The following is a 25,412-nucleotide window of genomic DNA, read 5'->3' on the forward strand; positions in this document are numbered from 1 at the left end:
GGTACAACAATGAAGGCTTTAAAACTATTCGAAAGACACGGATCCAACATTACCTTTGGAATTATCGTTTTTATTCTGGCCATGATGCCTGTGCTTCTAATGCTAGGCGTGGTCAGCGGCGGTTCCACCATTCTGTTCCTAGGCAAGTGCATTAGCTTTGCCATCGTAGCCATCGGCATCGACTTGATCTGGGGTTACACCGGAATTTTGAGCCTGGGTCACGGCCTGTATTTCGCCTTGGGCGGTTACGCCATGGCCATGTACTTGAAGATGCAGGCTACGGGAGGACACCTGACTGACTTTATGCATATTGGTGGCCTTACGGAGCTGCCTTTGATATGGACTCCTTTCGCCATGTCTCCCGGTAGCATCCTCCTGGTGGTTGTGGCACCTGCTCTTGTAGCATGGGTAGTTGGCTACTTCATCTTCAAGAATCGCGTGAAGGGCGTCTACTTTTCCATCATTTCCCAGGCACTTACCTGGGCCGCATGCTCCCTGTTTATCGCCATGTCTCCCTACACTAACGGTAACGTAGGCATTACGGAAATCAAGTCCATCTTCGGAAGCATCAAGGGTAGTGCCAATCAGGGCAATATGTTCCTGCTGTTCTACGTATCCCTCATTGCGCTGGTGGCGATTTATGCATTGTCCAAATTCCTGGTGGAACGTAAGTTCGGTAAGGTCCTGATTGCAATCCGCGATGGCGAAAACAGAACATACTTCTCCGGCTATCCTGTAAGCCGCTACAAGACTTTCATCTATGTTCTTTCCGCAGCATTCGCAGGCATTGCAGGCGCCATTTTCGTGAACTTCAACGGATGTATCACTCCTTCCCAGATGACCATCACCTACTCCATCGGCATGGTGATCTGGGTGGCCATCGGTGGCCGCGGCACTATTATCGGCGCTGTGATTGGAGCGTTCTTCATTAACATCTGTGAATACAACTTGAGTTCCGGAAGTACCGTAGAAATCTGGCAGTACATTATCGGCATTCTGTTCTGCGTCACCATTCTGTTCTTTAAGGGCGGCATCGTGGGCCTTGTCCGCGACAAAGTTCCCGCACTGTTTAAAAAGGCTTAAGGAGTTTTTATGCATCACGAAATTGTATCAAAAGAAGAACTTCTTGCTAATAACCCGGCCCCTATTGAAGTTAGACAGCTTTCAGAATCCGTATTGGACATCAATCACGTTTCTGTCTGCTTTGACGGTTTTTACGCACTGACCGATGTGAATACAAAGGTCAAGAGAAATACCATTCATTTCTTTATTGGTCCTAACGGTGCAGGCAAAACCACTTTGCTGGACATCATCTGCGCCAAGACGAAACCCACTCAGGGTAATGTAGTTTATCATCCCATGTACAAGGAGCCTGTAACTTTGACGGGGATGAAGGAATACAAGATTGTGTGGCTTGGAATTGGAAGAAAGTTCCAGGTGCCTTCTGTATTTGTGAACTTGACCGTAGAAGAAAACATGATTCTTTCCCTGAAGAAGGGCAAGAGAATCGTGGATACCATTCTACGCAAGCCCAAGAAGGACGAGCTGGATCATATTGAAGAAACCTTACAGAAGGTGGGTCTTGCTGACAAGCGTGAATGGCGTGCCGGTGCATTGGCTCATGGCGAAAAGCAATGGCTGGAAATTGCCATGCAGTTGGTGCAAAAGCCGGAAGTCATTATGCTGGACGAACCCGCCGCAGGTATGGGCAAGCCGGAAACATTCAAGACCGGCGAAATCCTGAAGGAAATCAAGAAGGAATGTTCCGTCATCGTCATTGAACACGATATGGATTTCGTCAAGCAGATTGCAGACCGCGTAACCGTCCTTCACGAAGGAAAAATTCTGATGGAAGGTTCCGTGACGGAAGTTCTTGCAGATCCGACGGTACAGAAGGTTTACCTGGGACGCGGCGGCGAATAGGAGATTGTATGCTGTATTTAAAAGACATGGATTCTTATTATGGCGAAAGCAAGGTTATCGAAGGATTGAACCTTGAAATTCCCAAGGGAAAGATCGTCAGTCTGATTGGTCGAAATGGCGTGGGCAAGAGCACCACTTTAAAAAGCATTATGGGCCTGGTCAAGACAGGTCCTAAGACCTCCCTTATGTTTGACGGTAAGGAAATTGCCGGTTTGCCGGCTTATGAGCGAGTCCGTCGTGGCATTGGTTACGTCCCTCAGGGCCGCGACATTTTTCCGCAGATGACCGTCCTTGAAAATCTGGAATTAGGCGTGCAGCCCATGCTTGGACGCGGCGAGAAGGTGGGAAAGAACAAGGTTCCCGAATACCTTTACGACCTGTTCCCTATTCTTCCGAAGTTCGCCAAGCGCAGGGGTGGTGACCTTTCCGGCGGTCAGCAGCAACAGCTGGCAATCGCCCGCGCCCTAGTTCAAGATCCCAGGATCTTGATTCTGGACGAGCCTACCGAAGGTATCCAGCCTTCCATCATTAACGATATTGGCCGGGCCATCCGTAAGATCAACGAATGGAAGGGCATTACCGTGTTGCTGGTGGAACAGTATCTGGATTTCGTCATGGAAAACAGCCACTACATCAACATTATGGAAAAGGGTAACATCATTTTCCATAAGGAAACTTCTCTCTGCGACAAGGCAGAAGTCCAAAAGTTAATGACGGATTAATTATGCATTTAACTCCTAGAGAAATCGAAAAGTTGATGCTGCATTACGCAGGCATTGTCGCTAGCGAAAGACTGCAGCGCGGTTTGAAACTGAACCATCCGGAAGCAATCGCCTATATCAGCAGCAAACTTTTGGAACTTGCTCGCGATGGCAAGACCGTGGCAGATTTAATGTCTGAAGGCCGCAAGATGCTGACCGCGGAGCAGGTGCTGGACGGTGTAGCGGAAATGATTCACGAAATCCAGCTGGAAGCCACCTTCCCCGATGGCACCAAGCTAGTGACTGTTCACGACCCCATTCCCACCACCGGGAAAATTATTCCTGGCGAAGTCCTTGTGGAAGACGGATTCATCGAGCTGAACGCCGGCAAGAACACTATAACTCTGGACGTAACCAATACGGCGGATCGTCCCGTTCAGGTAGGCTCCCATTTCCATTTCTTCGAGGTCAACAAGAAGCTGGATTTCAACCGCACCGCAGCTTACGGCATGCGTCTGGATATTCCCGCTGGTACCGCAGTCCGTTTTGAACCGGGCGAGACAAAGAAGGTGAATCTGGTAGAAATCGGCGGCACACGGGAAGGATACGGATTGAACGGTCTTGTGGAAGGCCTGATGGACGATGAAAAGATTAAATCTGCCGCATTGAACAAAGCTTCTGCAGAAAAATTCGCAGGCGTATAAAGGCGAGAGTTTTATGTACAAGATTTCTAGAAAAGATTACGCTCAAATGTACGGCCCCACCGTTGGAGACCGCGTCCGTCTTGCGGATACTTCCTTGATTGTGGAAGTAGAAAAGGATTATTGCGTCTACGGCGACGAAGCAAAATTCGGTGGTGGCAAGTCCCTGCGCGATGGCATGGGCCAGGCCGTTCCCTTCAAGGATGAAGAATGCCTGGACACCGTGATTACAAGCGCTCTCGTTATTGACGCCACTGGAATTTTCAAAGCAGATATTGGCATTAAGGACGGTCTGATTGCAGGTATTGGCAAGGCAGGCAATCCCCACATGATGGACGGTGTCACCCCCGGTATGATTATCGGGGCGTCAACAGAAGCAATCGCCGGCGAAGGCCTGATATTGACCGCTGGCGGTATCGATACCCACATCCACTTTATTTCACCTACCCAGGTGCGTACCGCCCTCTATAGCGGCGTCACCACCATGGTGGGCGGCGGCACGGGGCCTGCAGATGGCACCAACGCCACCACTTGTACGCCGGGCGCGTTTAACATTCACAGAATGCTGGAAGCGGCAGAAGATCTGCCGGTCAATTTGGCGTTCTTAGGAAAGGGAAACGGTTCCAATCCGGAAACCTTGAGAGAGCAGATTCGTGCAGGGGCTGCGGGCCTGAAGTTGCACGAAGACTGGGGTTCTACACCCAAGGCTATTGACACTTGCTTGGGCGTGGCTGACGAATTTGACGTTCAGGTTTCCATCCATACGGACACATTAAATGAAGGCGGCTTCGTGGAAGATACCATCTCAGCCTTCAAGGGACGCACCATTCACACCTACCATACGGAAGGTGCAGGCGGTGGACACGCTCCCGACATTATCCGCGCAGCCGCCTTCCCCAATGTTCTGCCCTCCTCCACAAACCCCACCATGCCCTTCACGAAAAATACCATCGATGAGCATCTGGACATGTTGATGGTTTGCCACCATCTGGACAAGAACAACAAGGAAGACGTCGCCTTCGCTGATTCCCGAATCCGTCCGGAGACCATCGCCGCTGAAGACGTTCTTCACGATATGGGCATTTTCTCCATGATGAGTTCTGACTCTCAGGCCATGGGCCGCGTAGGCGAAGTCATTACTCGCACTTGGCAAACTGCGGACAAGATGAAAAAGCAGAGGGGCACTCTGGATACGGACTGCGAACGCAACGACAATAACCGCGTCAAACGTTACGTAGCCAAGTACACCATCAATCCCGCTATCACTCACGGAATTTCAAAATACGTAGGATCCGTGGAAGTAGGCAAGATTGCAGACCTGGTTTTGTGGCGCCCCGACATGTTCGGCGCCAAACCCGAAATGATTTTGAAATCTGGATTTATCTGCGCTTCCAAAATGGGAGATGCCAACGCCAGCATTCCAACGCCGGAGCCGGTGGTGTATACCGACATGTTCGGCGCTCACGGAAAGGCTCTGGCAAAGACCTGCATTACTTTCGTTTCTGAATACGCCTTTACCCACGGCATCAAGGAAGAACTGGGACTTTCAAGAACCATCCTTCCCGTAAGCAACTGCCGCAACATTGGGAAAAAGGACATGGTCCATAACGATCGAATTGCAAAGCTGGAAGTGGATCCAGAAACCTATACCGTTAAAGTGGATGGAGAAAGAATTACCTGTGAAGCCGCCACAGAGCTTTCTCTTGCCAGAAGATATTTCCTCTTCTAAAACAAAGGAGTCCAAAATGATTGCCGATAAAATTTTGGGAAACCTCTACTGGGAAAAGAGTCCCATCCAGAAGAAGATTGTCAGTGTTCCTTTTGAATGGTTCGAAACAGACAAGCATCGCATCTTGAAAATTGCTGATGACGGAACCGAATTGGGAATTCAGATTGACGAAACTCTTTCTGATGGAGACGTTCTTGCCGTAACCCCCCAAGCCATTTACGCCGTCCAAATCAAGAAAAGCAAGCTGATTCGCATTGCCGTAGATTCCATGGAAGAAATGGGACGTCTTGGTTTTGAATTGGGCAATAGGCATTTGTCCCTGCAGATCACCTGCAAGGATATTACCATTCCCTACGACGAGCCCACCTATCTCTATCTGATTCGCATTGGTTTCTACCCCCAGGTTGTGGAAGCGGTCTTTACCGATTACATCGTCTGCAAGGCACACGGAGCTACCCACAGCCACACTCATGAACATGAGCACCATCATCATGATGGTGAGGGCCATCATCACGAGCACTAGAGTATGCTGGCTACCTTGCGGATGATTCAAGTCTGCGACAGCCTCTTTCCCATTGGAGCATTCACGCTTTCCAATGGGCTGGAGACTCTTATCGCAAACAGAACCATAACCAACGGCACTTCTCTGGAAGAATACGTTTCCAGCTTTTTAAAGATCCTGCCCTACAATGACCTTGGGGTCATGACCCTCAGTTATGATCACGCCCAAGACATGGACTACATAAAAAATCTGGATCGTTTTTCCATGGCATTGAAAGCGCCAGAAGAAGTACGTACTGGTTCTAGAAAACTTTGCAGTCGATTTCTCAAAATCTATCAGGAATTTGAGGGAGCCTCCCAACAGGGCTACCCTTCTCTGGATACATACCGAGAGGAAGTTCTCAATACAGGCTCTTGCATCGGGAACCACTCCATTGCCGTAGGCTTATTCGCAAAGGATATCGGCCTCAGTAAGGACGAGGCCGCTAGCATTTACACCTACAGCCTGCTGAACGCCATTGTGACCAACGGAGTCAAGATGATTCCCCTCAGCCAGATGGTGGGTCAGAAAATCCTCAGCGAAAGCCAGAAGAAAATTCTGGAAGCCGTTCAGCGCGCATCCACCCTCGAAATCGAGGACCTTGGGGTAGGCGGCACTGGCATAGATATTGCAGGGATGAAACACGAAGAACTTTATTCACGACTTTACATGAGTTAATGTTTTATGAGTTACGTTAAGATTGGCGTTGGAGGCCCCGTAGGTTCCGGAAAGACCGCATTGATCGAAAGGCTCACCCGCAAGATGAGCAAGGAATACAGCATTTGCGTGGTCACCAACGATATTTACACCAAGGAAGATGCTGAATTTTTGATCAAGAATTCCGCCCTACCCGCCGAACGCATCGTTGGCGTAGAAACAGGCGGATGCCCCCACACCGCCATTCGCGAAGACTGCTCCATGAACCTGGAAGCCGTGGACGAAATGGCCCACAAGTTTCCCGACGTGCAGATCATTTTCATTGAAAGCGGTGGCGATAACCTGTCCGCTACTTTCAGCCCCGACTTGGCTGACGCAAGCATTTACGTCATTGACGTAGCCCAGGGGGAAAAGATTCCCCGCAAGGGTGGTCCCGGCGTCATGCGTTCCGATCTGCTGGTCATTAACAAGACGGACTTGGCCCCGCTAGTAGGCGCAAGCTTGGAAGTGATGGCCCGAGATTCAGAACGGATGCGAGAAGGCCGCAAGTTTTTATTCACGAACCTCATGAGCATGGATGGCGTAGACGAAGTCATCGCATGGATCAAGAAGGCTGTTCTATTCGAAGGCGTTTAACCCGCAGAATCAAACCCGCAAAAAGTATTATCAAAGGAGTCCATATGGCATGTTTTGTAGTCCCCGTTGCCGAAGCTTTAATTACCACCGCAGTCACTCTCATTGTGGAAAAGAAGATGCCTGAAAAGGCCCCGCTGCAGGCTCCCCGCCGCCTGTCCAAGCTGCTGTGGGGCGGTTCTGCCCTGCTTGCTTTCGAGCATTTCTGGCACGGCGAAATCCAGCCTTTCTATCCCTTCCTTACGGCAGCTCAGGATCCGGAATCTACTCAAGTCATGCTTCACGAAATGTCTACCGTAGGCGTGGGCATGGCCTGCATGGTCACGTTAGCGTGGGCGGCGTCCTTAATCTTCCTAAAGACCAAGAGTAAGGCAAGAGCCGCTCATGAAGTTCATTCCGAGGAGGCGTAAAATGACCTTGCTTATCACCGCAATTGCAGCCATCATCTCTTCCCTCCTGTGGTACAACAGCATGACCAAGCAGGGCAAGGACACCATGAAGTATTCCACCCTCTGCTACATGTTCTGGGGCGCATCCCTCATGTGGTTTGTGGACGCCATTGCCGAATACGCTGAGCTTGGCGCTGAATACTTCACACCCGCTGCAGCAGACATGCTGAACGACGCCTTCCTGGGCGTTTCTGTAGTAGCCCTAGCTTTAATACTGTGGCTCGCACGCCTTCTCTGGTCTGCACGAGATCTATGCAGAGCACACTCCGCATAAAGACCTGCTTTCGAAACGGGTGCACCGAAATAGAGGACGCCTTCTACACGTCCCCTTACAAAGTGATGCACCCCTTTCGCAATGGAACTCATTCCGACATCATGATGATGGCCGCCTCCGCCGGACTCCTTGGGGGCGACCATTTCATGTTGGATCTTGATTTTGGCACCGGAAGTAACGCCACATTTCTCTCCCAGAGCTACGAAAAAGTTTTTAATACTGACGGGAAAATTGCCTCCAAGGACATTTCCATCCAGGTGGGGCCAGAGGCTAAAATCTGCTACATGCCCTATCCTGCCATCCCCTTCGCGGGAAGCAATTACCAGAGCAGGGCCACCGTCAAAATCCACCCTACAGCCACCTTCATTTACGCCGATATTTTCACCTGCGGTCGCACCGGAATGGGTGAATTTTTTGCTATGGAAAAGTTCCAGAGCAAGAGCCTTTTTTACGTGGGAGACCAGCTGGCCTTTGCCGATCATACCCTCCTGAATCCCAGGGAATTCGACTACACCAAAATCGGTTTCTGGCAGAACTACACCCACAACGGGATGATGTATATCTACAGCCCAGACAACGAATTTTTAAATCACTTAAAGATCTTCGTCCGGAATAATAGTCCTGTAATGAATGGGGTCGTTGGGGTGACCAACGCCTATAAGGGAGTGGTGATCCGCACCCTGGCCATGAGGGGCGAAACCATCTGGGATTTTTTTGAGTCCGTCAAGGAGTTTTACATACAAGAAATGTAAAGCTTTCAAAATTCTGTATCTACATAAATCTTACAGAAAAATATTCTGCAAGAAGTCAAGATTTTTTTCCACCTCAGCGTCCCTTCGGCAATAAGGTTGGTGAGCTCGCCGAACCACTGGCACGGCTTTTGCACTAATGGAGTATGAACTGTGTGGAAACAGAAAATTCGTTTTTAAAGTCCCTTTCGGCATTGTCGAGGGAGGAGTTTGAGCACCGTTGCAGGCGCTTGCATAATGTTCTGGACGAGAACGATCTTTCGTCCAGTTCCAGCAGCTGCCACAAGGGCACGGACCCCATCCCCCTGGTAATTTCGCCTGAGGACTGGAGCCGCCTGGAAGCAGGAGTGGCTCAGAGGGCAAGGCTTTTCAACGCCTTGGCAGAAGACATTTATGGCGATCAAAAGCTGTGGAAAGAGGGCAAGTTGCCCGCCGCCCTTTTGTTCGCGAACCCGGACTTCATGCAAGTGGCCTGGAAGGTAAAACCTGCAGGCGGCATATTCGTGAATTTATCCTCTACGGATGTGGCCCGGCTGGAAGACGGCTCCTTTGTAGCCATCGCAGACCACTTGCAAGTACCGGAAGGTTTAGGCCGCGCCTTGGAAAACCGCATTGGGGTCAGCCGCGCATTCCCGGAACTTTTCCGCAGTATGCGTACGGAACGCCTGGCAGGGTTCTTCAAGAAGTTGCTGGATGGCCTTAACGCCATGCATGAGGATATTAACGCCAAGGGCGCTCATGGCGACAGCGGAAAGGTCGTCTTGCTGGCCCCGGGACCTGAAAATCCCCGTCGAGGCGAAGACGCCATGTTGGCCCGCTACCTAGGGATCCCGTTGGTAGAAAACGACGACCTGGCAGTGCGTAATCTGCAGGTCTACATGAAGACTCTCATGGGTCTGAAGAAGATTGGAACCATCTTCCGTCGGGTGGAAGACGGCATGTGCGACCCGCTGGAACTTCGCATCGATAGCGGAGAAGGGGCAGTAGGCCTCATCAGCACGGTGCGAGCAGGAAACGTAGCCATCGGAAACTTCCTGGGCACAGGCGTCCTGGAGACGCCTATGTTCAAGCCGTTCCTGCCGGAAATTTGTCGCGAGCTTCTTGGCGAAGAATTGCTCCTGCCCGATGTGGAAACCATCTGGATGGGCAACGCAGCTGAAGCAGAACGAGTTTTGGCAGAGCCTGAAAAGTGGATTTTTAAGAAGGCCTTCAGGGACGCGGGTAGTTTGAAGGAACAGGAAGTCAAGGCATATGCTTCCATGACTACCACGGCTCAGCTGGCCTTGCTACAGACCATCGAAAACAGCCCTGAACAATGGGTTGCGGAAAAGTCTGTGGAAGTGGCAACCGTTTCCGCCTATCGCGGAGGCTCCAGCAGCAATGGCGCCGCAGATTTTGAACCGGCAATTTCACTGATGCGTCTGTTCGCCGTGAACACCGCGAAGGAAACCTCGGTGATGCCTGGTGGACTGGGAATTTTCCAGTTCATCGATAAGAACTTGGCACAAAGTGCCGCAGCAAGTATTTCAAAGGCCCACATCCTTGAAAGCGATGTTGGAGAAAAGGACATCTGGGTGCTTTCTGAAAGACCTGTTGCCCACTTCTCTCTCCTGGCCCCGGCCGACCAGGCTATAACACCTTCTCGAGCGGGCGGTGATTTGCCCAGCCGCGCTGCTGAGAACTTGTTCCGCCTCGGCCGGGACCTGTCCGCTTCCAACATGATGGCTCGTATTGCAAGAGGAATCGCAGTACGACTGTCTGATGAATCCTGGACGGAAATGCCGGAATTGCCTTGGATCTTGAAGGCTGGACTTTCTGACGAATCTCTGGCCCGCATGGCCCAGGATCCGGAAAACGCATTACGTTACTTCGTCCTAAGAAAGGACAACAAGAACGGAATGCAATGTGCATTAGCGGAAATTCACGATCTCGCAGTGCAGATTCGAGATCGCATTTCCGAAGACTTGTGGTTGTACCTGAACGGGTTCGGCGTTGCAGAAATGCCGGCGGGGGCAGGTGCCGCAGCGCTTTTGCCTTACTTAAAGGCAGTCTTATCAGATAGCGCTGCTGTGGCCGGCCTCGCTGCGGACTCCATGACTCGCGGCCATGAGTGGCGCTTTCTAGAACTTGGTCGACAGATCGAGTGCGCCACTCGCACCTTGCAGCTGATTAAAAACCTGCTGTCTACGGCCCCCGCCGATGAAACGACGAACCTACGTTTGCTGCAGGCAGTGCTTGAAATTGGTGACGGCCTCATGACTTACCACCGTCGCTATGGCGGCCGCCTGCAGGTAGTGCCGGTTTTGGATTTGCTTCTGTCCGACGAATCCAACCCGCGAAGCGTTGCCTATCAGGTGGCAAAGCTCCGTGAAGCTACAGCCCACCTGCCGGGAAACGATCAAGGTGAAGCCACCTTCTCGCCGCTGGACCGTGAACTTATGCGAATACTCACGGACCTGCGCCTGGCCAACATGGAAAAGCTTGCTGAAACTGTAGGCTACAACAGGGAGAACTTAACAAAGCTAGTAGACGAACAACTTGAAGCCATTGAACGAGTCGGTGAAATCATCAGCAGACTCTATCTGAGCCACGCCCCCCGCGCAGGCATTTTCCACGCCACCACTACCGAAGTGTCGGAGGTTTAAAAATGCCTATCTATCAGATCGATCACGAAACTGTTTATGATTATTGCGAGCCTGTTCTCTATAGTAACCACTTGGCTCACATGCTTCCGCGAATTGTCGGTCGACAGAACTGGATTAGCCACACCATCGAAGTGGAACCCAATCCAACTGTAAAGCAGGAACGACTGGACATTTTCGGAAACCGCGTCCTAGCCTTTAGTATTGAACAGGAACATACACACTTTAGATTCAAGACTACCGGTATTGTTGATGTCCGCGGAGAGGAACCTCCCAAGGAAGGAGCAACAATGCCCTGGGAAGAAGTGGCAAAACTTCTGGAACGTCCCAACGATGCCGAAACATTGGACGCCTCCATGTACGCCTACGCCTCCCCCTTCGCAGGTTATGACGAATCTGTCAGGAACTATGCGCTGGAAAGTTTTGAACCGGGCCGCCCCATTTTTGATGCCGCCAAGGAATTGATGACTCGCGTCTATACGGATTGCAAGTACACTCCCGGCGCCACCAGGATTGGAGCCCAGCCTCAAGAAATTCTTCGAGGCCGCAAAGGCGTCTGCCAGGATTTCGCACACTTGATGATTGGTTGCTTAAGGTCTCTGAAATTGCCTTGCCGCTACGTCAGTGGATACCTGCGGACTCATCCGCCTGAAGGTCAGCCAAAGCTGGTGGGTGCCGATGCCACGCATGCTTGGGCAAGCACCTACATTCCCGGCTACGGTTGGGTGGAACTGGATCCCACCAACAACGTGCTGGGCGGCGAGGAACACATCATCCTTGCCTGGGGAAGAGACTTTGGTGATGTAAGCCCCCTGAAGGGAGTCATTACCGGCGGCGGCGACCACACGCTGAAAGTGGGCGTGAACGTTGATTTGAAATGAACGATGAACAATTAACAATGAATAATGAATGAAGGTTAGTTGAGTCACAACATTCTTATCAAGAGTCATTCTGAGCGGAATCGCGAAGCGATGAAGTCGAAGAATCTAAAAAGAATTAAAAACAAAGGCTGAATAGAAAGAACAAAACAAACAACGCTAGATCCTCGCCTTCGCGAGGATGACATAGTACGGAAAAACACACAAGGAAAAACAGAACATGAAATTTGGAAACTACAATACCGAAGGCTTCTACGACGAGCTTTGCCTTCCTGATGGGACTCCCCGCCCGGCGGCAGAGCCGTTGATTACCAGAATCAACGAACTTCCCGAAGGTGAATTGCAGCGTCGCCAGACGGTTGCAGAATCCGCTTTCTACGACAATGGCATCACCTTCGCCGTCTATGGAAACAAGGAAGGTAAGGACAAGATTATCCCCTTCGATGTCATTCCCCGTATCGTCAGTGCCGCCGACTGGAAGCATCTGGAAGCAGGCCTCAAGCAGCGTACCGAAGCATTGAACTGCTTCTTGACAGACATCTACAACGACCGCAAGATTTTACGGGACAAGGTTGTTCCTGAAAGTCTCATCAACACCTGCACCGCTTACCGCCCCCAGATGGAAGGCTTTGTGCCGCCCAAGGGAATCTGGGCACACATTACCGGTACCGATCTTGTACGCGATACCGACGGCACCTTCTATGTGCTGGAAGACAACATGCGTTGTCCCAGTGGTATTTCCTACGTGCTGCAGAACCGCCAGATTTTAAAGCGCACCTTCCCTCAGGTTTTCAGCCACTGCTCCATCCGCCCGGTGGATGAGTACTGCACTCGTCTCCGCAAGGCTCTGGAATACTTGGCAGAAGGCGTCGAAAATCCCAGAGTGGTGGTGCTTACTCCGGGCATCTACAACTCCGCCTACTACGAACATTCCTATCTGGCACAGCAGATGGGCGTAGACTTGGTCACCGGCGACGACTTGGTAGTGCAAGACAAGAAGGTCTTTGCACGTACTACCCGCGGCCTCAAGCAGGTTCACGTAATCTACCGTCGCGTGGATGATGAATTCCTGGATCCTCAGGTGTTCCGCCCGGATTCTTGCTTGGGTGTACCCGGTTTGATCGAAGCCTACAAGGCTGGAAACGTGGCTCTCGCCAACGCCCCTGGCTGCGGTGTGGCCGACGACAAGGCTATCTACACTTTCGTTCCTCAGATCATCAAGTACTACCTGGGCGAAGAAGCCATCATTCCTAATGTACCCACCTTCGTTTGCGAAAACCCCAAGCACATGCAGCACGTCATCGACCATATTGAAAACATGGTGGTGAAGGCAGCCAGCGAATCCGGTGGCTACGGCATGCTGGTTGGCCCCAAGTCAACCAAGGAAGAATGTGAAGCCTTCAAGCAGAAGATTATTGCAAACCCCCGTAACTACATCGCTCAGCCCATGATTTCCCTGAGCCGTGTGCCCTGCATTGTGGATGGCGGTTTTGAAGGTCGTCACGTAGATTTACGCCCGTATATTGTACAGGGTAAGGAGACCTACATCCTTCCCGGTGGCCTCACCCGCGTAGCTCTTCGCAAGGGATCCATCGTGGTGAACAGCTCTCAGGGCGGTGGCTGTAAGGATACTTGGGTCATCGCTGAAAACGAGAAGGCTCCAGAACTCGGCCAGGCCAGACAATGGATGGAACAACAACAACAGCAACAATAGGAGAGAATCATGTTAAGTAGAGTTGCAAATTCCATTTATTGGCTTGCCCGCTATATTGAACGTGCAGAAAATGTCGCCCGCGGCATTGACGTGAATCTTCAGCTTCAGCTGGACTTGCCTGGCGAAGAACGTCCCTGGGAACCGGTAATCCAGACCGCCGGCAACGCCGATGAATTCTTCAAGAAGTACGCTCACGTTTCTATCGAGAACGCCTTGATGTTCCTCACCTTCGACAAGGAAAATCCCAGCAGCATCATCTCTTGTGTGGCTGCCGCCCGCGAAAACGCCCGCTGCGTTCGCGAGAGAATTTCCTCCGAATTGTGGCTAGCCATCAACCAGTTTTACCTAAAACTGAACGAACCTGATATGCCCCAGCAGGTATTGGCATCTCCCCACACGTTCTACAGAAGCGTGAAGGAATTCAGCCAGCTTACCGCAGGTATCATTCAGGGCACCATGAATCATGACGTTGCCTGGAATTTTACCCATCTAGGCACGCTGCTGGAACGAGCCGACCAGACTTCCCGAATTCTGGATGTGAAGTACTACATCCTCCTTCCGGATGTGAGCATGGTGGGCATGGCCATGGATACGGTGCAGTGGAACGCGGTTCTTAAGAGCGTGGGCGCATACGAAATGTTCCACCGCCGCAATTCCAACGTAACACCCCATAACGTTGCGGAATTTCTCCTCCTTACGGAAGACTTCCCCCGTTCCCTTCGTTACTGTTTGGAAAAGGCGGAACAAGTTCTCAAGAATATTGCATTCCCCGTAAAGAGCAATGCAGAATCCATCCGTATGTTGGGCAAGCTCCGTTCCGATGTGGCATTCACCACCATTGACGAAATCATCAATGATGGTCTTCACGAACGTATCGAAAAAATTCAGACACGCCTGAACGAGCTGGGTAATCAAATCTGGAAGGATTTCTTCTGCTAGCTCCAAGCGGAATTCATTAATCTGCTGATCCACACAGCAACATAGGGGCGGACTTTTCGGCAGTCTTCCCCTAGGGTCCACGAGGCCCACGGCAGGGATTTGGTAATGCACTTCCCTGCCGTTTCTTATTTCCTATACATCACCACAAAGCTTCTGCCTTCGACGATTTCCTTTACGGTTATATCCTCAAAGCCAGCTTTATTTCCCAGCGCTATCAAGTCCTCGGGTTCAAACTTCTTAAAGCCCTTTTTAGTATAGGAAAGTTTGTCCAGCCATTCCTTGGAATAAACCACGTTATAGAAAGTGGCACCAGGCTTCAGCACTCGACGAATTTCGCTTAAGCCCCATACTGTATCGTTCCAAAAATAAATCGTATTGATGGAGGTGACGGCGGAGAAAAAGTTGTCTTCAAAAGTCAAGTCGCAGCAATCCCCCTCTTGCAAGTAAAGATTGCCATCGCCTGCAGCACAGGCATTTCGCGCTGTCGCCGCTGCAACCATATCTTCGGAAATGTCAATGCCATACATATGGCATTTCTGCTTGCGATAAAGACGCTGCAACAAATAACCGTTACCAAAGCCAACATCAAGAATATTGTCCTCAGCATTCACTTTCACCAGAGCCACCACGTTCTTGTACATGGCTTGGTTAATCACATTCATAATGATCGTGCAAATCCGCCCCACAAACCCGCGAGGATTTCCAAACTGACTACCGATATATTCCGAAAACTTGGACATAGATTTTATTTTGATTGGCGATTAAAAATTACCCTACAAACAGGCACCAGATACAGGAAGCAGGCGCAAAGTACGGCACTGTTGGGAGCCTGCACAGCATTCAGTACAATCACGGTAGCCACAGACCAGGGAACCAATGCGATTACCGTTACAGCAGTATCGTAAAGGTTCAAAGCCTGATTTTTCGCCCCCAGATTTTCGCTCATCTGATTGGTCAAAATGATGGTAAGAGTCTGATTGCAAACTACGCAAGAAGTAATGCAGGCACAAGCCAAAGTAGCAACGAAAGGATTAGTCTTTTGGGACAGCTTTTCGATTTTCGACTTCAACGGATTCAGCAAAGGCGTACCCTTGAAAATGCCGCCGTAACAGCCCGCGATGACCACGATCAAAAACACGTTCACCATGGAAAGCAAACCGCCGCCGTTCACCATTTTCGCAATTTCCGGCACGGAGGTTTTATAGCCGAACACTAATGCCTTCAGCAGTTCCATTACACCTTGGTTTTCAATTACAAGCGCTAGGATAAATGCGGAAATAGAACTCCACAAAAGAACCAGACTGGTTCGTACACGAGCAATGGAAAGGGCAATAATTACCCCCGCAGGAATCAAGGTCCAGAGAGAAAGAGAAAAATCCTTGGCAAAAAGTTCAGCCACATTTGGGACAGCAACAGCATTCGCAGCAGAGGCAGCACCACCTTTCATTCCCGCCACAAAATAAACTACACAGCTCAGCAGGAAAGGCAACCATGTCGTACGCACCATGCCGCGAATGTTCTGATAGATATCCGTCTTGGTTATGCCCGCCGTCAAGAGCGCCATAGAAGAGATGGGCGAAATTCTGTTACCGAAGTATACGCCCGCCAGAACCGCGCCACCAATCCACGCAGAATCCGCAGTGCTATCCATCCCGATGGAACGCCCGATAGTAGCACAAATAACACCCATGGTTGCCGCAGTCCCCAGAGCCGTTCCCGTCAAGAGGGACATGGCGGAATTCAGCACGAAGGTCAACAGAATAAAGCTTGACGGATGAATCAGTTCTACCGCATAACTCACGATTACGGGAATAGTACCTGCAGCTCGCCACATGGAGGTCAAGAGCCCCAGCAGAACAAACAACAGCAGAATGCCGCGGGTCGTCTTGATGCCGTTCCAACACATTTTCAAAGTTTCGCCACAGCCGCGGAATCGCACGCCATAACCAGCAAAAAGCAGCAATCCAAACAGCAACGCATACAGCAAAGGCACGCCCGCAAACAGCGACGCAAAAAGTGCAATGCAGAATGTTAAAAGAATTGCAATTTCCATTTTTCTAAATCCCAAAATTGATGACTTTGTCAACAACCTTATCAAAGGTAGAAAAATCATTTTGTAATCCATTCCAAAACTTTTTACGCAAGTTTTTCACTATATGTAACCCTTTACATTTTATGCATTGCATTTCTGCAGTTTTCTAAAAAAACATGCAGTTTTCTATTGCCAAAAAAGATTCACAGTGCTACTTTATAAAAGTACTTTACAAAGTTTAATTCGAGTCGAGACGCCAGGAAGACTGCAGCCGGCCGCACCCTGCAAGGAGTCCGCTATGGCACAACTTGATCTTAGAATTTCAAGCCTCCGCTCTGCTTATGAAAAGGGCGAAATCACTCCCCGTGAAGTTGTACAAAACCTCCGCGATGCCATCGAAAAGGCTCCCAAGGAAATCTGGATTGCAAAGACCAGCAAGGAACAACTGGAAAAATATTTGACCGCTTTGGAAGACGTTGCCGACCGCGCAAGGAGCGCCGCAGGTTTCAAGATTCCCGCAGACAAGCCCCTATTCGGCATTCCATTCGCCATCAAGGACAACATTGACTGCGAAGGTATGGAAAGCACTTCCGCCTGCCCCGCCTACGCCTACATGCCCAAGAAATCCGCCTTCGTGGTAGAGCGCCTCATTGAAGCTGGCGCCATTCCCATGGGCAAAACCAACATGGACCAGTTCGCCACCGGCCTGGTGGGCGTGCGCTCCCCTTACGGAAGCATCCCTAACCGCTACGCCCCGGAATATGTTTCTGGGGGAAGCAGCAGCGGTTCTGCAGCCGCCTTGGCTTATGGGCTTTGCAGTTTTTCGCTGGGCACAGATACGGCAGGATCCGGCCGCGTCCCCGCCGCCTTCAACAAGCTTGTAGGCGTGAAGCCTACCCGCGGTTTGCTTAGCACCAGCGGAGTGATTCCCGCCTGCCGTAGCCTAGACTGCGTTAGCATTTTTGCATTGGACAATAGCGACGCCCGCTACGTCTTGAACATCGCCGGTGCCGAAGATTCCGAAGACGCCTACTCCCGCGAAGCTCCGTGGAACTCTGCTTCGGACAGCGCAGGCTCCGCAGCCCGCCTCCCCGAAAACTGGACCTTCGGTGTCCCCGAAGAAAGCGAGCTGAACTTCTTTGGAAACGAGGGTTACAAGGCCGCCTTCTACCGCGCCGTGGAAGCTTTTGAAAAAGCAGGCGGCACCAAGGTCACCATCCACTTTACTCCATTCCTAGAAGCAGCGCGCCTGCTTTACGAAGGCCCCTGGGTTTTTGAACGTTACGATGCAGTGGGCAAGTTCATCGAAGAACATCCCGACGAAATCTTCCCCGTCACCAAGGAAATCATTAGCCCCAAAACAACACCCCACCCCTCCGAAGTTTTCGCCGGATTCCACGCCCTGCAAGCCAAGAAGAAAATTGCCGACCTTGAATTTTCAAAGGTGGACGTTTTGCTCACCCCCACCGCAGGCACCATCTACAAGACCGCAGAAGTAAACGCCGACCCCATCAAGCTGAACAGCAACCTGGGCTATTACACCAACTACATGAACCTGCTGGATTATTCCGCCCTGGCCATCCCCGCCGGCATGGCCACCTGCAAGGACTCCAGCACCGACACAGGTTCCATCCAGTTGCCCTTTGGCGTTACCATCGTAGGCCATGCCTTTGACGACTTCAAGCTTTTGGATGTGGCCGAAAAGGTCACCCCCTTCCTTAGCGAAAAGATTCCCCTGGCAGTTTGCGGAGCCCACCTGAAGGGCGAACCCCTACACTATCAATTGCAAACCGCCGACTTCTTGGGTGCCACCGAAACCGCCCCGGAATACAAGATGTACGCCTTCAAGGACGGCAACATTCAAAAGCCAGCCATGATCGCAGGCAACAGCAGTTTCTACGTAGAACTTTACGCCCTCACCCCCGAGGAATTCGGCAAGTTCGCCGCCGCTATTCCTGCCCCCCTGGGAATCGGCAAGATCAAGCTTTCCGACGGTCGCGTGGTCCCCGGATTCATTGGCGACGGCACCATCTCGGTCATGGCCTTTGGCGGTGCCGCTGTCGACATTTCGGAATTCGGAGATTGGCGTAAGTACATCCACAAATAAAATCTAATAGTACAAACCACACAACAAAAAACTGTTCCTCTTCGGAGCAGTTTTTTTGATGTTTCGGCAGAACAGAAAACCCGCCTCGAATTCCATCGAGACGGGCATCTTGTTATGTGGAGTTCTAATGCGCGGGAGACCGCGCGGTAATTACATGGGCTTTACGGCAAAGAGGCATTGACCGGAGCGGATTTCGCCACCTTGCTTTCCAAAGACCTGAGTAACGACACCGTCTTCGTCGGCAACCACCGGGATTTCGGTCTTCATACTTTCCAAAATAGCCAGGGTATCGCCAGCCTTGAACTTGGCGCCCACTTCAGAAACAACTAGCTTCCAGAGGGAACCAGCCACAGGACTGTACACACCTTCTTCGCCGTCGGCCAAGGTCACCTCTGCAGCGGGGGCTGCGTCAGCGCTATGGCTTTCGAAAGTGAACTGACCATTTGCAATCCAACGCTGCTTTTCTTCTTCGAAGGCGTTCTTGCGCTTGGTTTCAAAGGCATCGATGGTCGTTGCGTTATCTGCCAGGAACTTTTCGTATTCGGTAATGTCGAAGGAACTTTCCACGATCTTTACGTGGAACTTGCCAGCGATGAAATCCTTGCGCATCTGCAGAAGTTCATCGGCACCCACTTCGTAGTACTTGACCACGTCAAAGAAGCGGAGCAGGTAAGGCAAGGTGAAGTCGCTTGTCTTTTTGAAACGATTCCACATCTGGACGGTACGGCCAACGAACTGATAGCCGCCGGGACCTTCCATGCCATAGACGCACATGTATGCGCCGCCAATACCCACAGCGTTTTCGGGAGTCCAGGTACGAGCCGGGTTGTACTTGGTGGTCACCAGACGATGGCGAGGATCCAGCGGAGTAGCCACAGGAGCGCCCAGATAAACGTCGCCCAGGCCCATGACCAAGTAATCGGCGTTCATGACAATGTTCTTCACATCGGCAATGGAATCCAGGCCGTTAACGCGGCGGATGAATTCGATGTTGTTGGGGCAGCACCAAGGTGCACCGGGGCGAACGGTGGTCACGTACTTTTCGATAGCCACGCGAGTCTGGGGGTCGTCCCAAGAAAGGGGCAGGTAAACTGTACGGGTGGGAACCTTGGTGACCTTGTTCTTCTTCAGGTGTTCGGCAAGGTCAGCAAGCTTTGCAAGCATTTCACCCTGACGGATTTTTGCAATATCGTAATGGATCTGGATAGAGCGAATACCCGGGGTAACGTCAATGACCAGGTCGGCCATCTGTTCCTTAACAGCCAGCATCCAGGCGTGAGCGGTAAAGCGGAGGCGAAGGTCAATAATGGCAGGGCCAAATTCAACCAGCACATAGTTGTCACCATCGGCGCGGACAACGATGTGATCCATTTCATCGGCGCTATCCTTGTGGAATTCGGCAATAATGGGAGTGACCACAGGAGCGGCAACCAAAGCAGGAATTGCAGCGGAAGCAGCAGCGACATTTGCAAGGTTTGCTTCACGAGCCAAGCGAATTTCTTCGGCGCTTTCGGCAGTGAGGGGAACGAACTTGACGCGGTCACCACTGCGGAGCTGACCCATCTTCCAAAGTTCAGAAGAAACGATGGTAACAGGGCAAGCAAAGCCACCCAGGCTGGGGCCATCTACGCCCAAAATAATGGGCATGTCGCCAGTAAAGTCTACGGTACCAATGGCGTAGGCGTTATCGTGAAGGTTGGAAGGATGAAGGCCTGCTTCACCGCCATCGGGGCGAGCCCACTTGGGCTGAGGTCCAATCAAACGAATGCCAGTTCTAGAAGAGTTGTAATGAACTTCCCAATTAGCGGCAAAGAATTCATCAATGTCTTCCTGAGTCAAATAGTCAGGAGCACCATGAGGGCCGTACATCACGCCAATTTCCCACTGGGTAGAAATCTGCGGAAGAGCGGCTTCTGCAGGAACCACAGGTTCTGTAGCAATGGCGTTACCAATGTGGAGGATATCGCCAGCAGCCAAAGCGCGACCGCCGTGTCCACCGAAACCGCCCAGGGTAAAGGTAGACTTGCTTCCCAGATAATCGGGAACGTCAATACCACCGCGAATAGCCAGGTAAGCACGCTGACCCATCTTGGTAATACCGAACTTCAGCACATCACCATCGTGAACTTCAACAGGAGTGTTCTTGGAGCATGCAGCACCGTTCAGCTTTGCAGGGAAATCACCGCCCACCCATGCAATCACCGTATCGGTATGGAAGGCAAGGGAGCAGCCGGAAAGAGTCATTTCGATACCGGCGGCGTCATCGGCGTTACCCACAATCTTGTTGGCAAGGCGGAAACTGTAGTTATCCATAGGACCGCTAGGAGGAATACCTACATCCCACAGATTCAAACGACCCGGATAATCCTGGATGGTTGTCTGGAGGCCCGGAGCCAGCACTTCAAAAATCTTGTTTTCGTACTTGTAATCGTTCAGGATCCAGGTAGAGACCTTACCGTTAATAAAGTCTTCCATTTCAAGGACATCCTGCAAAAGCTTGATGTTGGTTTCAAAACCACAGAGCTTGACCTGTTCCAAAACCTTGCGAGCCTTGGCAATGTTGTCGTCGCGATCGTCGCCGGCCACAATCACCTTTGCCAACAGAGGATCGTAGAAGGCACTGACTTCGGTACCGCGAGAAACCCAGGTGTCTACGCGAATGCCTTCGGGGAAGGAAACTTCGGTCAACAGGCCACTGGAGGGGCGATAGTTCTTGCCCGGATCTTCGGCGTATACGCGAAATTCCATGGCATGGCCCTTGGGGGTAAACTGGGCACCGATTTCGAAGGGGCGTCTCCCTGCGGCCTGTTCGATCATCCAGCGCACCAGATCCACACCGAACACCGTTTCGGTGACGCCATGTTCCACCTGCAAACGGGTATTCACTTCCAGGAAGTAGAACTTGTCATCCTTGGCATCGTAAATAAATTCAACGGTACCTGCAGAGCGGTACTGAACACCCTGTACCAGGCGGAGGGCAGAAGCATGGAGGGCTTCACGAGTAGCCTGCGGAAGGCAAGGAGCCGGAGTTTCTTCAACAACCTTCTGGTTACGGCGCTGCACGGAGCAATCGCGTTCACCGAGAACAACGGCATTACCTTCACCATCACCGAAAACCTGGACTTCTACGTGGCGGCCACGTTCCACATACTTTTCTACAAAGAGTCCTGCGTTCTTGAAGTTGTTTTCGCTAAGACGCTTAATACGATCATAGCTTTCGCGGAGTTCAGTTTCGCTGTGGCAAATAGCCATACCAATGCCGCCACCGCCTGCAGTGCTCTTGAGCATGACGGGGTAGCCAATCTTTCCAGCACCTTCTGCAGCTTCATCAACGCTATTCAAAAGGCCGGTACCAGGAACCAGGGGAACACCAAATTCTTCGGCCAGTTCCTTACTGCGGTGCTTTAAACCAAATTCAATCAACTGCTTGGGAGTGGGGCCAATAAAGGCAACGCCATTTTCTTCCAAGATTTTTGCAAATTCTGCATTTTCACTTAAGAAACCATAACCCGGGTGAACGGCTTCGGCACCGGTCTGCTTAATGGCAGCTAGGATGGCGTCCACATTCAGGTAGCTATCCTTGGCGGCGGCAGGGCCAACACGGACCGCTTCATCAGCCATCAAAACATGGGCAGCAGTTTCGTCGGGATCGGAATAGACCGCCACGGACTTTACGCCCATTTCTTTTAGAGAACGAATGACACGGCAAGCAATTTCGCCACGGTTCGCAATCAGTACTTTCTTAAACATTTCTTGTTCCTTTTTCAGTCACGCGATTTTTCGCGTCCTAATTCGGAACCCGCCTTGCATTCACTCGAACGCCGCGGAATTTCCACACAACAATTACTTCCCCGCCATCATGCAAAGCATCCGGGAAAGAGCGCCATTAGTTTTTTCCAATTCGGTAAGAATCGAAAAATGATTATGGCCCTCTAGCAGGGAATAAGTTCCCGGTACACGTTCTGCAGCTCTGAGAGTTGCAAATTCAAGACTCTGTCGACGCAGTTCCGGAAGTTCATCACTTCCCGAAACAATGACAACAGGCTTCCTCACCAGCGGCACGCGAGCAGGGCTCAGGCGAATCACCTCGTCGGAAGTCAATTTCAATTTTTCATTCAGGTAGCTTTTGGAAATCGGTTCCAGATCGTAGATGCCGCTAATGGCCAATGCGCCCTGCACCCCTGTTTCATCAAGAACAGAAACGCAAAGGTGGCCCCCAGCAGACCAGCCCGAAACATAAATGCGATTAGCATCAAAACCCAATTCATCGGCACGGCTGCGCAATACCTTTATGGCCAACCGAATTTCGTAAATGATTCCCGTCAAAGACATTTCGGGAGCCAAGGTATAGCCAACATTGGCCACATTAAAGCCATTGGCCAGCGGACCCCTCGCAAGGAAACGGAAAGTATCCTTGCAGCGCATCTGCCAATAGCCACCATGAATGAACAAGAACAGCGGAGCCTTACGATTACCGCAGCTAAAATAGTCGAACCTGTTTCGAGTCCCGTTCCCATAGGTTAGATGCATGAATTCAACGAATTCTTTTGCAATCATATCGCTACGATTGTCAAAAGCTTTCAACAGCAATGCGCTATCGGCAACCGCATTGGAGTTGTCGTAACCAGCATCCAGTTCCGCCTGGGTAAAGCCACGATAAACAAGTTCGCTCATCAGTCCCTCTTATGCGTCCCACACCACCATACGAATGGGAGTGGGGTTATAGTCATTACAAGGGTTATTCAGCTGGGAGCAATCGCTCAGCAAGAACAGCACATCCATATCGGCACGCATGTCAATGTACTTGCCCGGCCCCGAAATACCATCGGCAAATTCCAGGCGACCAGTGTCATCCAGAATAACCTTGGTAAAGAAATTCAGGTTGCAAGTCTGATCTCGCTTACTCATGCCAAAGTTCTGCAAGGTACGCACAAAAGTGTCGCGACAGCTATGCATATAACGGGTCTTATCCGTATAACGCACACAGTTCCCTTCTGCAGAACAGCCACTGCCAAGAGTATCGTGCTCACCGCAAGTATCTGCAATCACCGTCAACATAGGATTGTTCAGGTTACTGCGAATAACCGTACCCAACTCAATCATGGTGTTGGCCTGGGCGGTTATGGTATTGTTGGCATTGTAGCGTTCGGTTTTATCGCGCTGGTTATAAATCTGCACGTCACCGGACTGGTTTCCGCAAACATCGATCAAGCGTAGAATCTGCCCCTTCTTCAAGGGCAGCATATAGCCGTCACCTGCATTCACCGTAACATCGAAGACAGCATCTTCGACCTTGCGGGAACTTTCAAGAAGTTTGGAATTCATAATGACCTCGTTCCTCTTATGCGTCCCAGATAATCATGCGAACGGGGGTGGGATCGTAGGCGTTGCAGGGATTGTTCAGCTGGGGGCAGTTGCTCACCACAGCATATACATCCATTTCAGCCTTCATTTCTACATACTTGCCCGGGCTAGAAATACCATCGGCAAAGTTCAGGTTGCCCCGTTCATCAAAAGGCACGTACATAAAGAAGTTCAAGTTGTTCACCTGATCACGCTTGTCTAAATCCGGAGTTTCAAGCAAGACCTTCAGGAAGGATTCGCGGCAGGCGTGCATATAACGCTTGTCCAGAGAATAGCGGCAAGTATTACTTTCGCAAGAGCAGGCAGATCCCAGAGTATCATGGTCGCCGCAAGTATCGGCAACAACAGTAAGCATAGGATTGTCATCGTTGGAATAAAGCTTGGTACCAACGCCTACCAGGCAGTTAGCCTGACGCTGAACAGTCTGCTGCACGCTGTAACGTTCAGAAGGATCGTTTGCGTTAATGAAAAGCGTATCTACGGCCTGGTTGCCCTTCAGGTCCAGGATTCTAAAAGTCTGACCTTTCTTGATCAGGTGAAGCCAGCCAGCACCAGCCGGCACGTCTTCAACATAAACAGCATCTTCTTCTTTCAGGGAGCTTTCGAGATATTTTGTATACATTTTTTAGTCCTCCTAGAAATTAAAGGTTATAGTCTGCAGTGTTAATGAAACCGCGGCCATTTTCCGGACACCAAGTAAAGCAAGGATCTTCAGCAGTAGAATCATCGCAAGTCAAGAGTTCAACCTTAACAGGCTTGCGCAGGTATTCCTTAGTGGGGTTCAGAGGATGAAGACCAGTATCAATCACAACAAGGGTATCCATTTCGGCACGGAGCTCTACATAGTCACCGACCTTGGAGTTGTTCTCTACGAAGGTCATCTTGCCATCGGGAGTTACAACCACCTTGCTGAAGAAGTTTACAAGTTCAGTAAAGTCACGCTTGGTCAGGCCATGCTTGCCGATTTCCACCAGCAGGGAATCGTAACCATTACGGAAGAAATCGTTGTGGGAAGCCTGGTAAGTCTGTTCACCAAAACGTTCCTTGATAAGATTTGCATGAGTGCAGCCGCACAGAGGATCGTGCCAGCCAACGGTATCTTCTACAACGCTCAAAAGGATGCGGCCCATATCGCTATAGAGGCAGCAGTTCTTGGCGATGCGGCAGATGTGCTGGATTTTCAGAGTATCACCGAGATTAAAACGTTCGGTCATATTCTTGGCATTATAGCACATGACGCTTGCATTGGCGCCGCCTTCAATATCGGTCAGGCGAATCTTCTGGCCCTTCTTCACAATACGGGAATAGTTCCAGCCACCAGCAATTGTTTTTTCAAGTAAGACTTTAGATTCAGACATATTTGGACTCCATTTTTTGAA

Annotated in this window: 23 protein-coding genes; 16 read left to right on the forward strand and 7 right to left on the reverse strand. The window is 50.9% G+C overall.

The window, feature by feature from the left end; all coding sequences use genetic code 11:
- Positions 1–9: 9 nt before the first annotated feature.
- From urtC to BUB59_RS06325, 15 genes are all read left to right on the forward strand, one after another.
- Entirely contained in the window at positions 10–1,083 is a 1,074-nt protein-coding gene (gene urtC, locus BUB59_RS06255; RefSeq protein WP_073227188.1) for an urea ABC transporter permease subunit UrtC, read from the forward strand.
- 9 nt (positions 1,084–1,092) lie between these two features.
- Positions 1,093–1,923: an urea ABC transporter ATP-binding protein UrtD gene (urtD, locus tag BUB59_RS06260; RefSeq protein ID WP_083540198.1), complete on the forward strand. Its 831-nt coding sequence runs from the start codon at positions 1,093–1,095 to the stop codon at positions 1,921–1,923.
- Positions 1,924–1,931: 8 nt separating this feature from the next.
- Positions 1,932–2,645 (forward strand): urea ABC transporter ATP-binding subunit UrtE, encoded by a 714-nt coding sequence (gene urtE / locus BUB59_RS06265; RefSeq protein WP_073227191.1) that lies wholly within the window; start codon positions 1,932–1,934, stop codon positions 2,643–2,645.
- Positions 2,646–2,647: 2 nt separating this feature from the next.
- Positions 2,648–3,328, forward strand: a complete 681-nt coding sequence (locus tag BUB59_RS06270; protein WP_073227195.1) for an urease subunit gamma — start codon at positions 2,648–2,650, stop codon at positions 3,326–3,328.
- 13 nt (positions 3,329–3,341) lie between these two features.
- Positions 3,342–5,054: an urease subunit alpha gene (ureC, locus tag BUB59_RS06275; RefSeq protein ID WP_073227198.1), complete on the forward strand. Its 1,713-nt coding sequence runs from the start codon at positions 3,342–3,344 to the stop codon at positions 5,052–5,054.
- Between the two features lie 16 nt (positions 5,055–5,070).
- Positions 5,071–5,577 (forward strand): urease accessory protein UreE, encoded by a 507-nt coding sequence (locus tag BUB59_RS06280; RefSeq protein WP_073227201.1) that lies wholly within the window; start codon positions 5,071–5,073, stop codon positions 5,575–5,577.
- 3 nt (positions 5,578–5,580) lie between these two features.
- Positions 5,581–6,273 (forward strand): urease accessory protein UreF, encoded by a 693-nt coding sequence (locus tag BUB59_RS06285; protein ID WP_083540200.1) that lies wholly within the window; start codon positions 5,581–5,583, stop codon positions 6,271–6,273.
- A gap of 6 nt (positions 6,274–6,279) precedes the next feature.
- On the forward strand, positions 6,280–6,888 hold the full coding sequence (ureG, locus tag BUB59_RS06290) for an urease accessory protein UreG (protein ID WP_073227208.1): 609 nt from the start codon (positions 6,280–6,282) through the stop codon (positions 6,886–6,888).
- 44 nt (positions 6,889–6,932) lie between these two features.
- The gene (locus BUB59_RS06295; RefSeq protein WP_073227210.1) at positions 6,933–7,295 is read left to right on the forward strand and encodes a hypothetical protein; all 363 of its coding nucleotides are present in this window, start codon (positions 6,933–6,935) and stop codon (positions 7,293–7,295) included.
- A 1-nt stretch (position 7,296) separates the two neighbouring features.
- Positions 7,297–7,608, forward strand: coding sequence for a hypothetical protein (locus tag BUB59_RS06300; RefSeq protein WP_073227212.1), 312 nt, complete (start codon positions 7,297–7,299; stop codon positions 7,606–7,608).
- 65 nt (positions 7,609–7,673) lie between these two features.
- Positions 7,674–8,360, forward strand: coding sequence for an urease accessory protein UreD (locus BUB59_RS06305; protein WP_073227214.1), 687 nt, complete (start codon positions 7,674–7,676; stop codon positions 8,358–8,360).
- Positions 8,361–8,587: 227 nt separating this feature from the next.
- The gene (locus BUB59_RS06310) at positions 8,588–11,002 is read left to right on the forward strand and encodes a circularly permuted type 2 ATP-grasp protein (RefSeq protein ID WP_234979974.1); all 2,415 of its coding nucleotides are present in this window, start codon (positions 8,588–8,590) and stop codon (positions 11,000–11,002) included.
- Between the two features lie 2 nt (positions 11,003–11,004).
- A complete protein-coding gene (locus tag BUB59_RS06315) occupies positions 11,005–11,880 on the forward strand; it encodes a transglutaminase family protein (protein ID WP_073227221.1) in 876 nt (291 codons plus the stop codon).
- A gap of 217 nt (positions 11,881–12,097) precedes the next feature.
- Positions 12,098–13,591 (forward strand): circularly permuted type 2 ATP-grasp protein, encoded by a 1,494-nt coding sequence (locus BUB59_RS06320; RefSeq protein WP_073227226.1) that lies wholly within the window; start codon positions 12,098–12,100, stop codon positions 13,589–13,591.
- 9 nt (positions 13,592–13,600) lie between these two features.
- Positions 13,601–14,530 carry an alpha-E domain-containing protein gene (locus tag BUB59_RS06325; protein WP_073227229.1) on the forward strand — a complete coding sequence of 310 codons (930 nt, stop codon included), beginning with the start codon at positions 13,601–13,603 and terminating at the stop codon, positions 14,528–14,530.
- 125 nt (positions 14,531–14,655) lie between these two features.
- On the opposite strand, the gene BUB59_RS06330 is transcribed toward BUB59_RS06325, so the two are convergent.
- Both BUB59_RS06330 and BUB59_RS06335 read right to left on the reverse strand, forming a co-directional pair.
- Complete coding sequence (locus tag BUB59_RS06330; protein WP_073227232.1) at positions 14,656–15,270, reverse strand: class I SAM-dependent methyltransferase; 615 nt, start codon at positions 15,268–15,270, stop codon at positions 14,656–14,658.
- Positions 15,271–15,275: 5 nt separating this feature from the next.
- On the reverse strand, positions 15,276–16,583 hold the full coding sequence (locus BUB59_RS06335; RefSeq protein ID WP_073227235.1) for a Na+/H+ antiporter NhaC family protein: 1,308 nt from the start codon (positions 16,581–16,583) through the stop codon (positions 15,276–15,278).
- A 277-nt stretch (positions 16,584–16,860) separates the two neighbouring features.
- Here BUB59_RS06335 and atzF point away from each other — a divergent pair, with 277 nt between their 5' ends.
- Positions 16,861–18,669 (forward strand): allophanate hydrolase, encoded by a 1,809-nt coding sequence (gene atzF, locus BUB59_RS06340; RefSeq protein ID WP_073227238.1) that lies wholly within the window; start codon positions 16,861–16,863, stop codon positions 18,667–18,669.
- A 150-nt stretch (positions 18,670–18,819) separates the two neighbouring features.
- Here atzF and uca read toward each other — a convergent pair whose 3' ends face one another.
- The 5 genes from uca to BUB59_RS06365 form a co-directional block, all read right to left on the reverse strand.
- Positions 18,820–22,419, reverse strand: coding sequence for an urea carboxylase (uca, locus tag BUB59_RS06345; protein WP_073227240.1), 3,600 nt, complete (start codon positions 22,417–22,419; stop codon positions 18,820–18,822).
- 93 nt (positions 22,420–22,512) lie between these two features.
- Positions 22,513–23,343 (reverse strand): alpha/beta hydrolase, encoded by an 831-nt coding sequence (locus tag BUB59_RS06350; protein WP_073227243.1) that lies wholly within the window; start codon positions 23,341–23,343, stop codon positions 22,513–22,515.
- 9 nt (positions 23,344–23,352) lie between these two features.
- Entirely contained in the window at positions 23,353–23,994 is a 642-nt protein-coding gene (locus tag BUB59_RS06355) for a DUF1989 domain-containing protein (protein ID WP_073227246.1), read from the reverse strand.
- Between the two features lie 16 nt (positions 23,995–24,010).
- Positions 24,011–24,655: an urea amidolyase associated protein UAAP2 gene (locus tag BUB59_RS06360; RefSeq protein WP_073227250.1), complete on the reverse strand. Its 645-nt coding sequence runs from the start codon at positions 24,653–24,655 to the stop codon at positions 24,011–24,013.
- A 19-nt stretch (positions 24,656–24,674) separates the two neighbouring features.
- Positions 24,675–25,391, reverse strand: coding sequence for an urea amidolyase associated protein UAAP1 (locus tag BUB59_RS06365; protein ID WP_073227253.1), 717 nt, complete (start codon positions 25,389–25,391; stop codon positions 24,675–24,677).
- Between the last annotated feature and the right edge of the window lie 21 nt (positions 25,392–25,412).

The sequence above is a fragment of the Fibrobacter sp. UWEL genome (genome assembly GCF_900142535.1).
Classification (GTDB): Bacteria; Fibrobacterota; Fibrobacteria; order Fibrobacterales; family Fibrobacteraceae; genus Fibrobacter.

Coding starts and splice junctions, on each gene's coding strand:
- BUB59_RS06280 (WP_073227201.1), top strand. CDS start 5,071: ATGATTGCCGATAAAATTTTGGGAAACCTCTACTGGGAAAAGAGTCCC.
- atzF (WP_073227238.1), top strand. CDS start 16,861: ATGGCACAACTTGATCTTAGAATTTCAAGCCTCCGCTCTGCTTATGAA.
- BUB59_RS06305 (WP_073227214.1), top strand. CDS start 7,674: ATGCACCCCTTTCGCAATGGAACTCATTCCGACATCATGATGATGGCC.
- uca (WP_073227240.1), bottom strand. CDS start 22,419: ATGTTTAAGAAAGTACTGATTGCGAACCGTGGCGAAATTGCTTGCCGT.
- ureG (WP_073227208.1), top strand. CDS start 6,280: ATGAGTTACGTTAAGATTGGCGTTGGAGGCCCCGTAGGTTCCGGAAAG.
- BUB59_RS06285 (WP_083540200.1), top strand. CDS start 5,581: ATGCTGGCTACCTTGCGGATGATTCAAGTCTGCGACAGCCTCTTTCCC.
- BUB59_RS06335 (WP_073227235.1), bottom strand. CDS start 16,583: ATGGAAATTGCAATTCTTTTAACATTCTGCATTGCACTTTTTGCGTCG.
- BUB59_RS06315 (WP_073227221.1), top strand. CDS start 11,005: ATGCCTATCTATCAGATCGATCACGAAACTGTTTATGATTATTGCGAG.
- BUB59_RS06355 (WP_073227246.1), bottom strand. CDS start 23,994: ATGAATTCCAAACTTCTTGAAAGTTCCCGCAAGGTCGAAGATGCTGTC.
- BUB59_RS06325 (WP_073227229.1), top strand. CDS start 13,601: ATGTTAAGTAGAGTTGCAAATTCCATTTATTGGCTTGCCCGCTATATT.
- BUB59_RS06300 (WP_073227212.1), top strand. CDS start 7,297: ATGACCTTGCTTATCACCGCAATTGCAGCCATCATCTCTTCCCTCCTG.
- BUB59_RS06270 (WP_073227195.1), top strand. CDS start 2,648: ATGCATTTAACTCCTAGAGAAATCGAAAAGTTGATGCTGCATTACGCA.
- ureC (WP_073227198.1), top strand. CDS start 3,342: ATGTACAAGATTTCTAGAAAAGATTACGCTCAAATGTACGGCCCCACC.
- urtD (WP_083540198.1), top strand. CDS start 1,093: ATGCATCACGAAATTGTATCAAAAGAAGAACTTCTTGCTAATAACCCG.
- urtE (WP_073227191.1), top strand. CDS start 1,932: ATGCTGTATTTAAAAGACATGGATTCTTATTATGGCGAAAGCAAGGTT.
- urtC (WP_073227188.1), top strand. CDS start 10: ATGAAGGCTTTAAAACTATTCGAAAGACACGGATCCAACATTACCTTT.
- BUB59_RS06365 (WP_073227253.1), bottom strand. CDS start 25,391: ATGTCTGAATCTAAAGTCTTACTTGAAAAAACAATTGCTGGTGGCTGG.
- BUB59_RS06295 (WP_073227210.1), top strand. CDS start 6,933: ATGGCATGTTTTGTAGTCCCCGTTGCCGAAGCTTTAATTACCACCGCA.
- BUB59_RS06360 (WP_073227250.1), bottom strand. CDS start 24,655: ATGTATACAAAATATCTCGAAAGCTCCCTGAAAGAAGAAGATGCTGTT.
- BUB59_RS06350 (WP_073227243.1), bottom strand. CDS start 23,343: ATGAGCGAACTTGTTTATCGTGGCTTTACCCAGGCGGAACTGGATGCT.
- BUB59_RS06330 (WP_073227232.1), bottom strand. CDS start 15,270: ATGTCCAAGTTTTCGGAATATATCGGTAGTCAGTTTGGAAATCCTCGC.
- BUB59_RS06320 (WP_073227226.1), top strand. CDS start 12,098: ATGAAATTTGGAAACTACAATACCGAAGGCTTCTACGACGAGCTTTGC.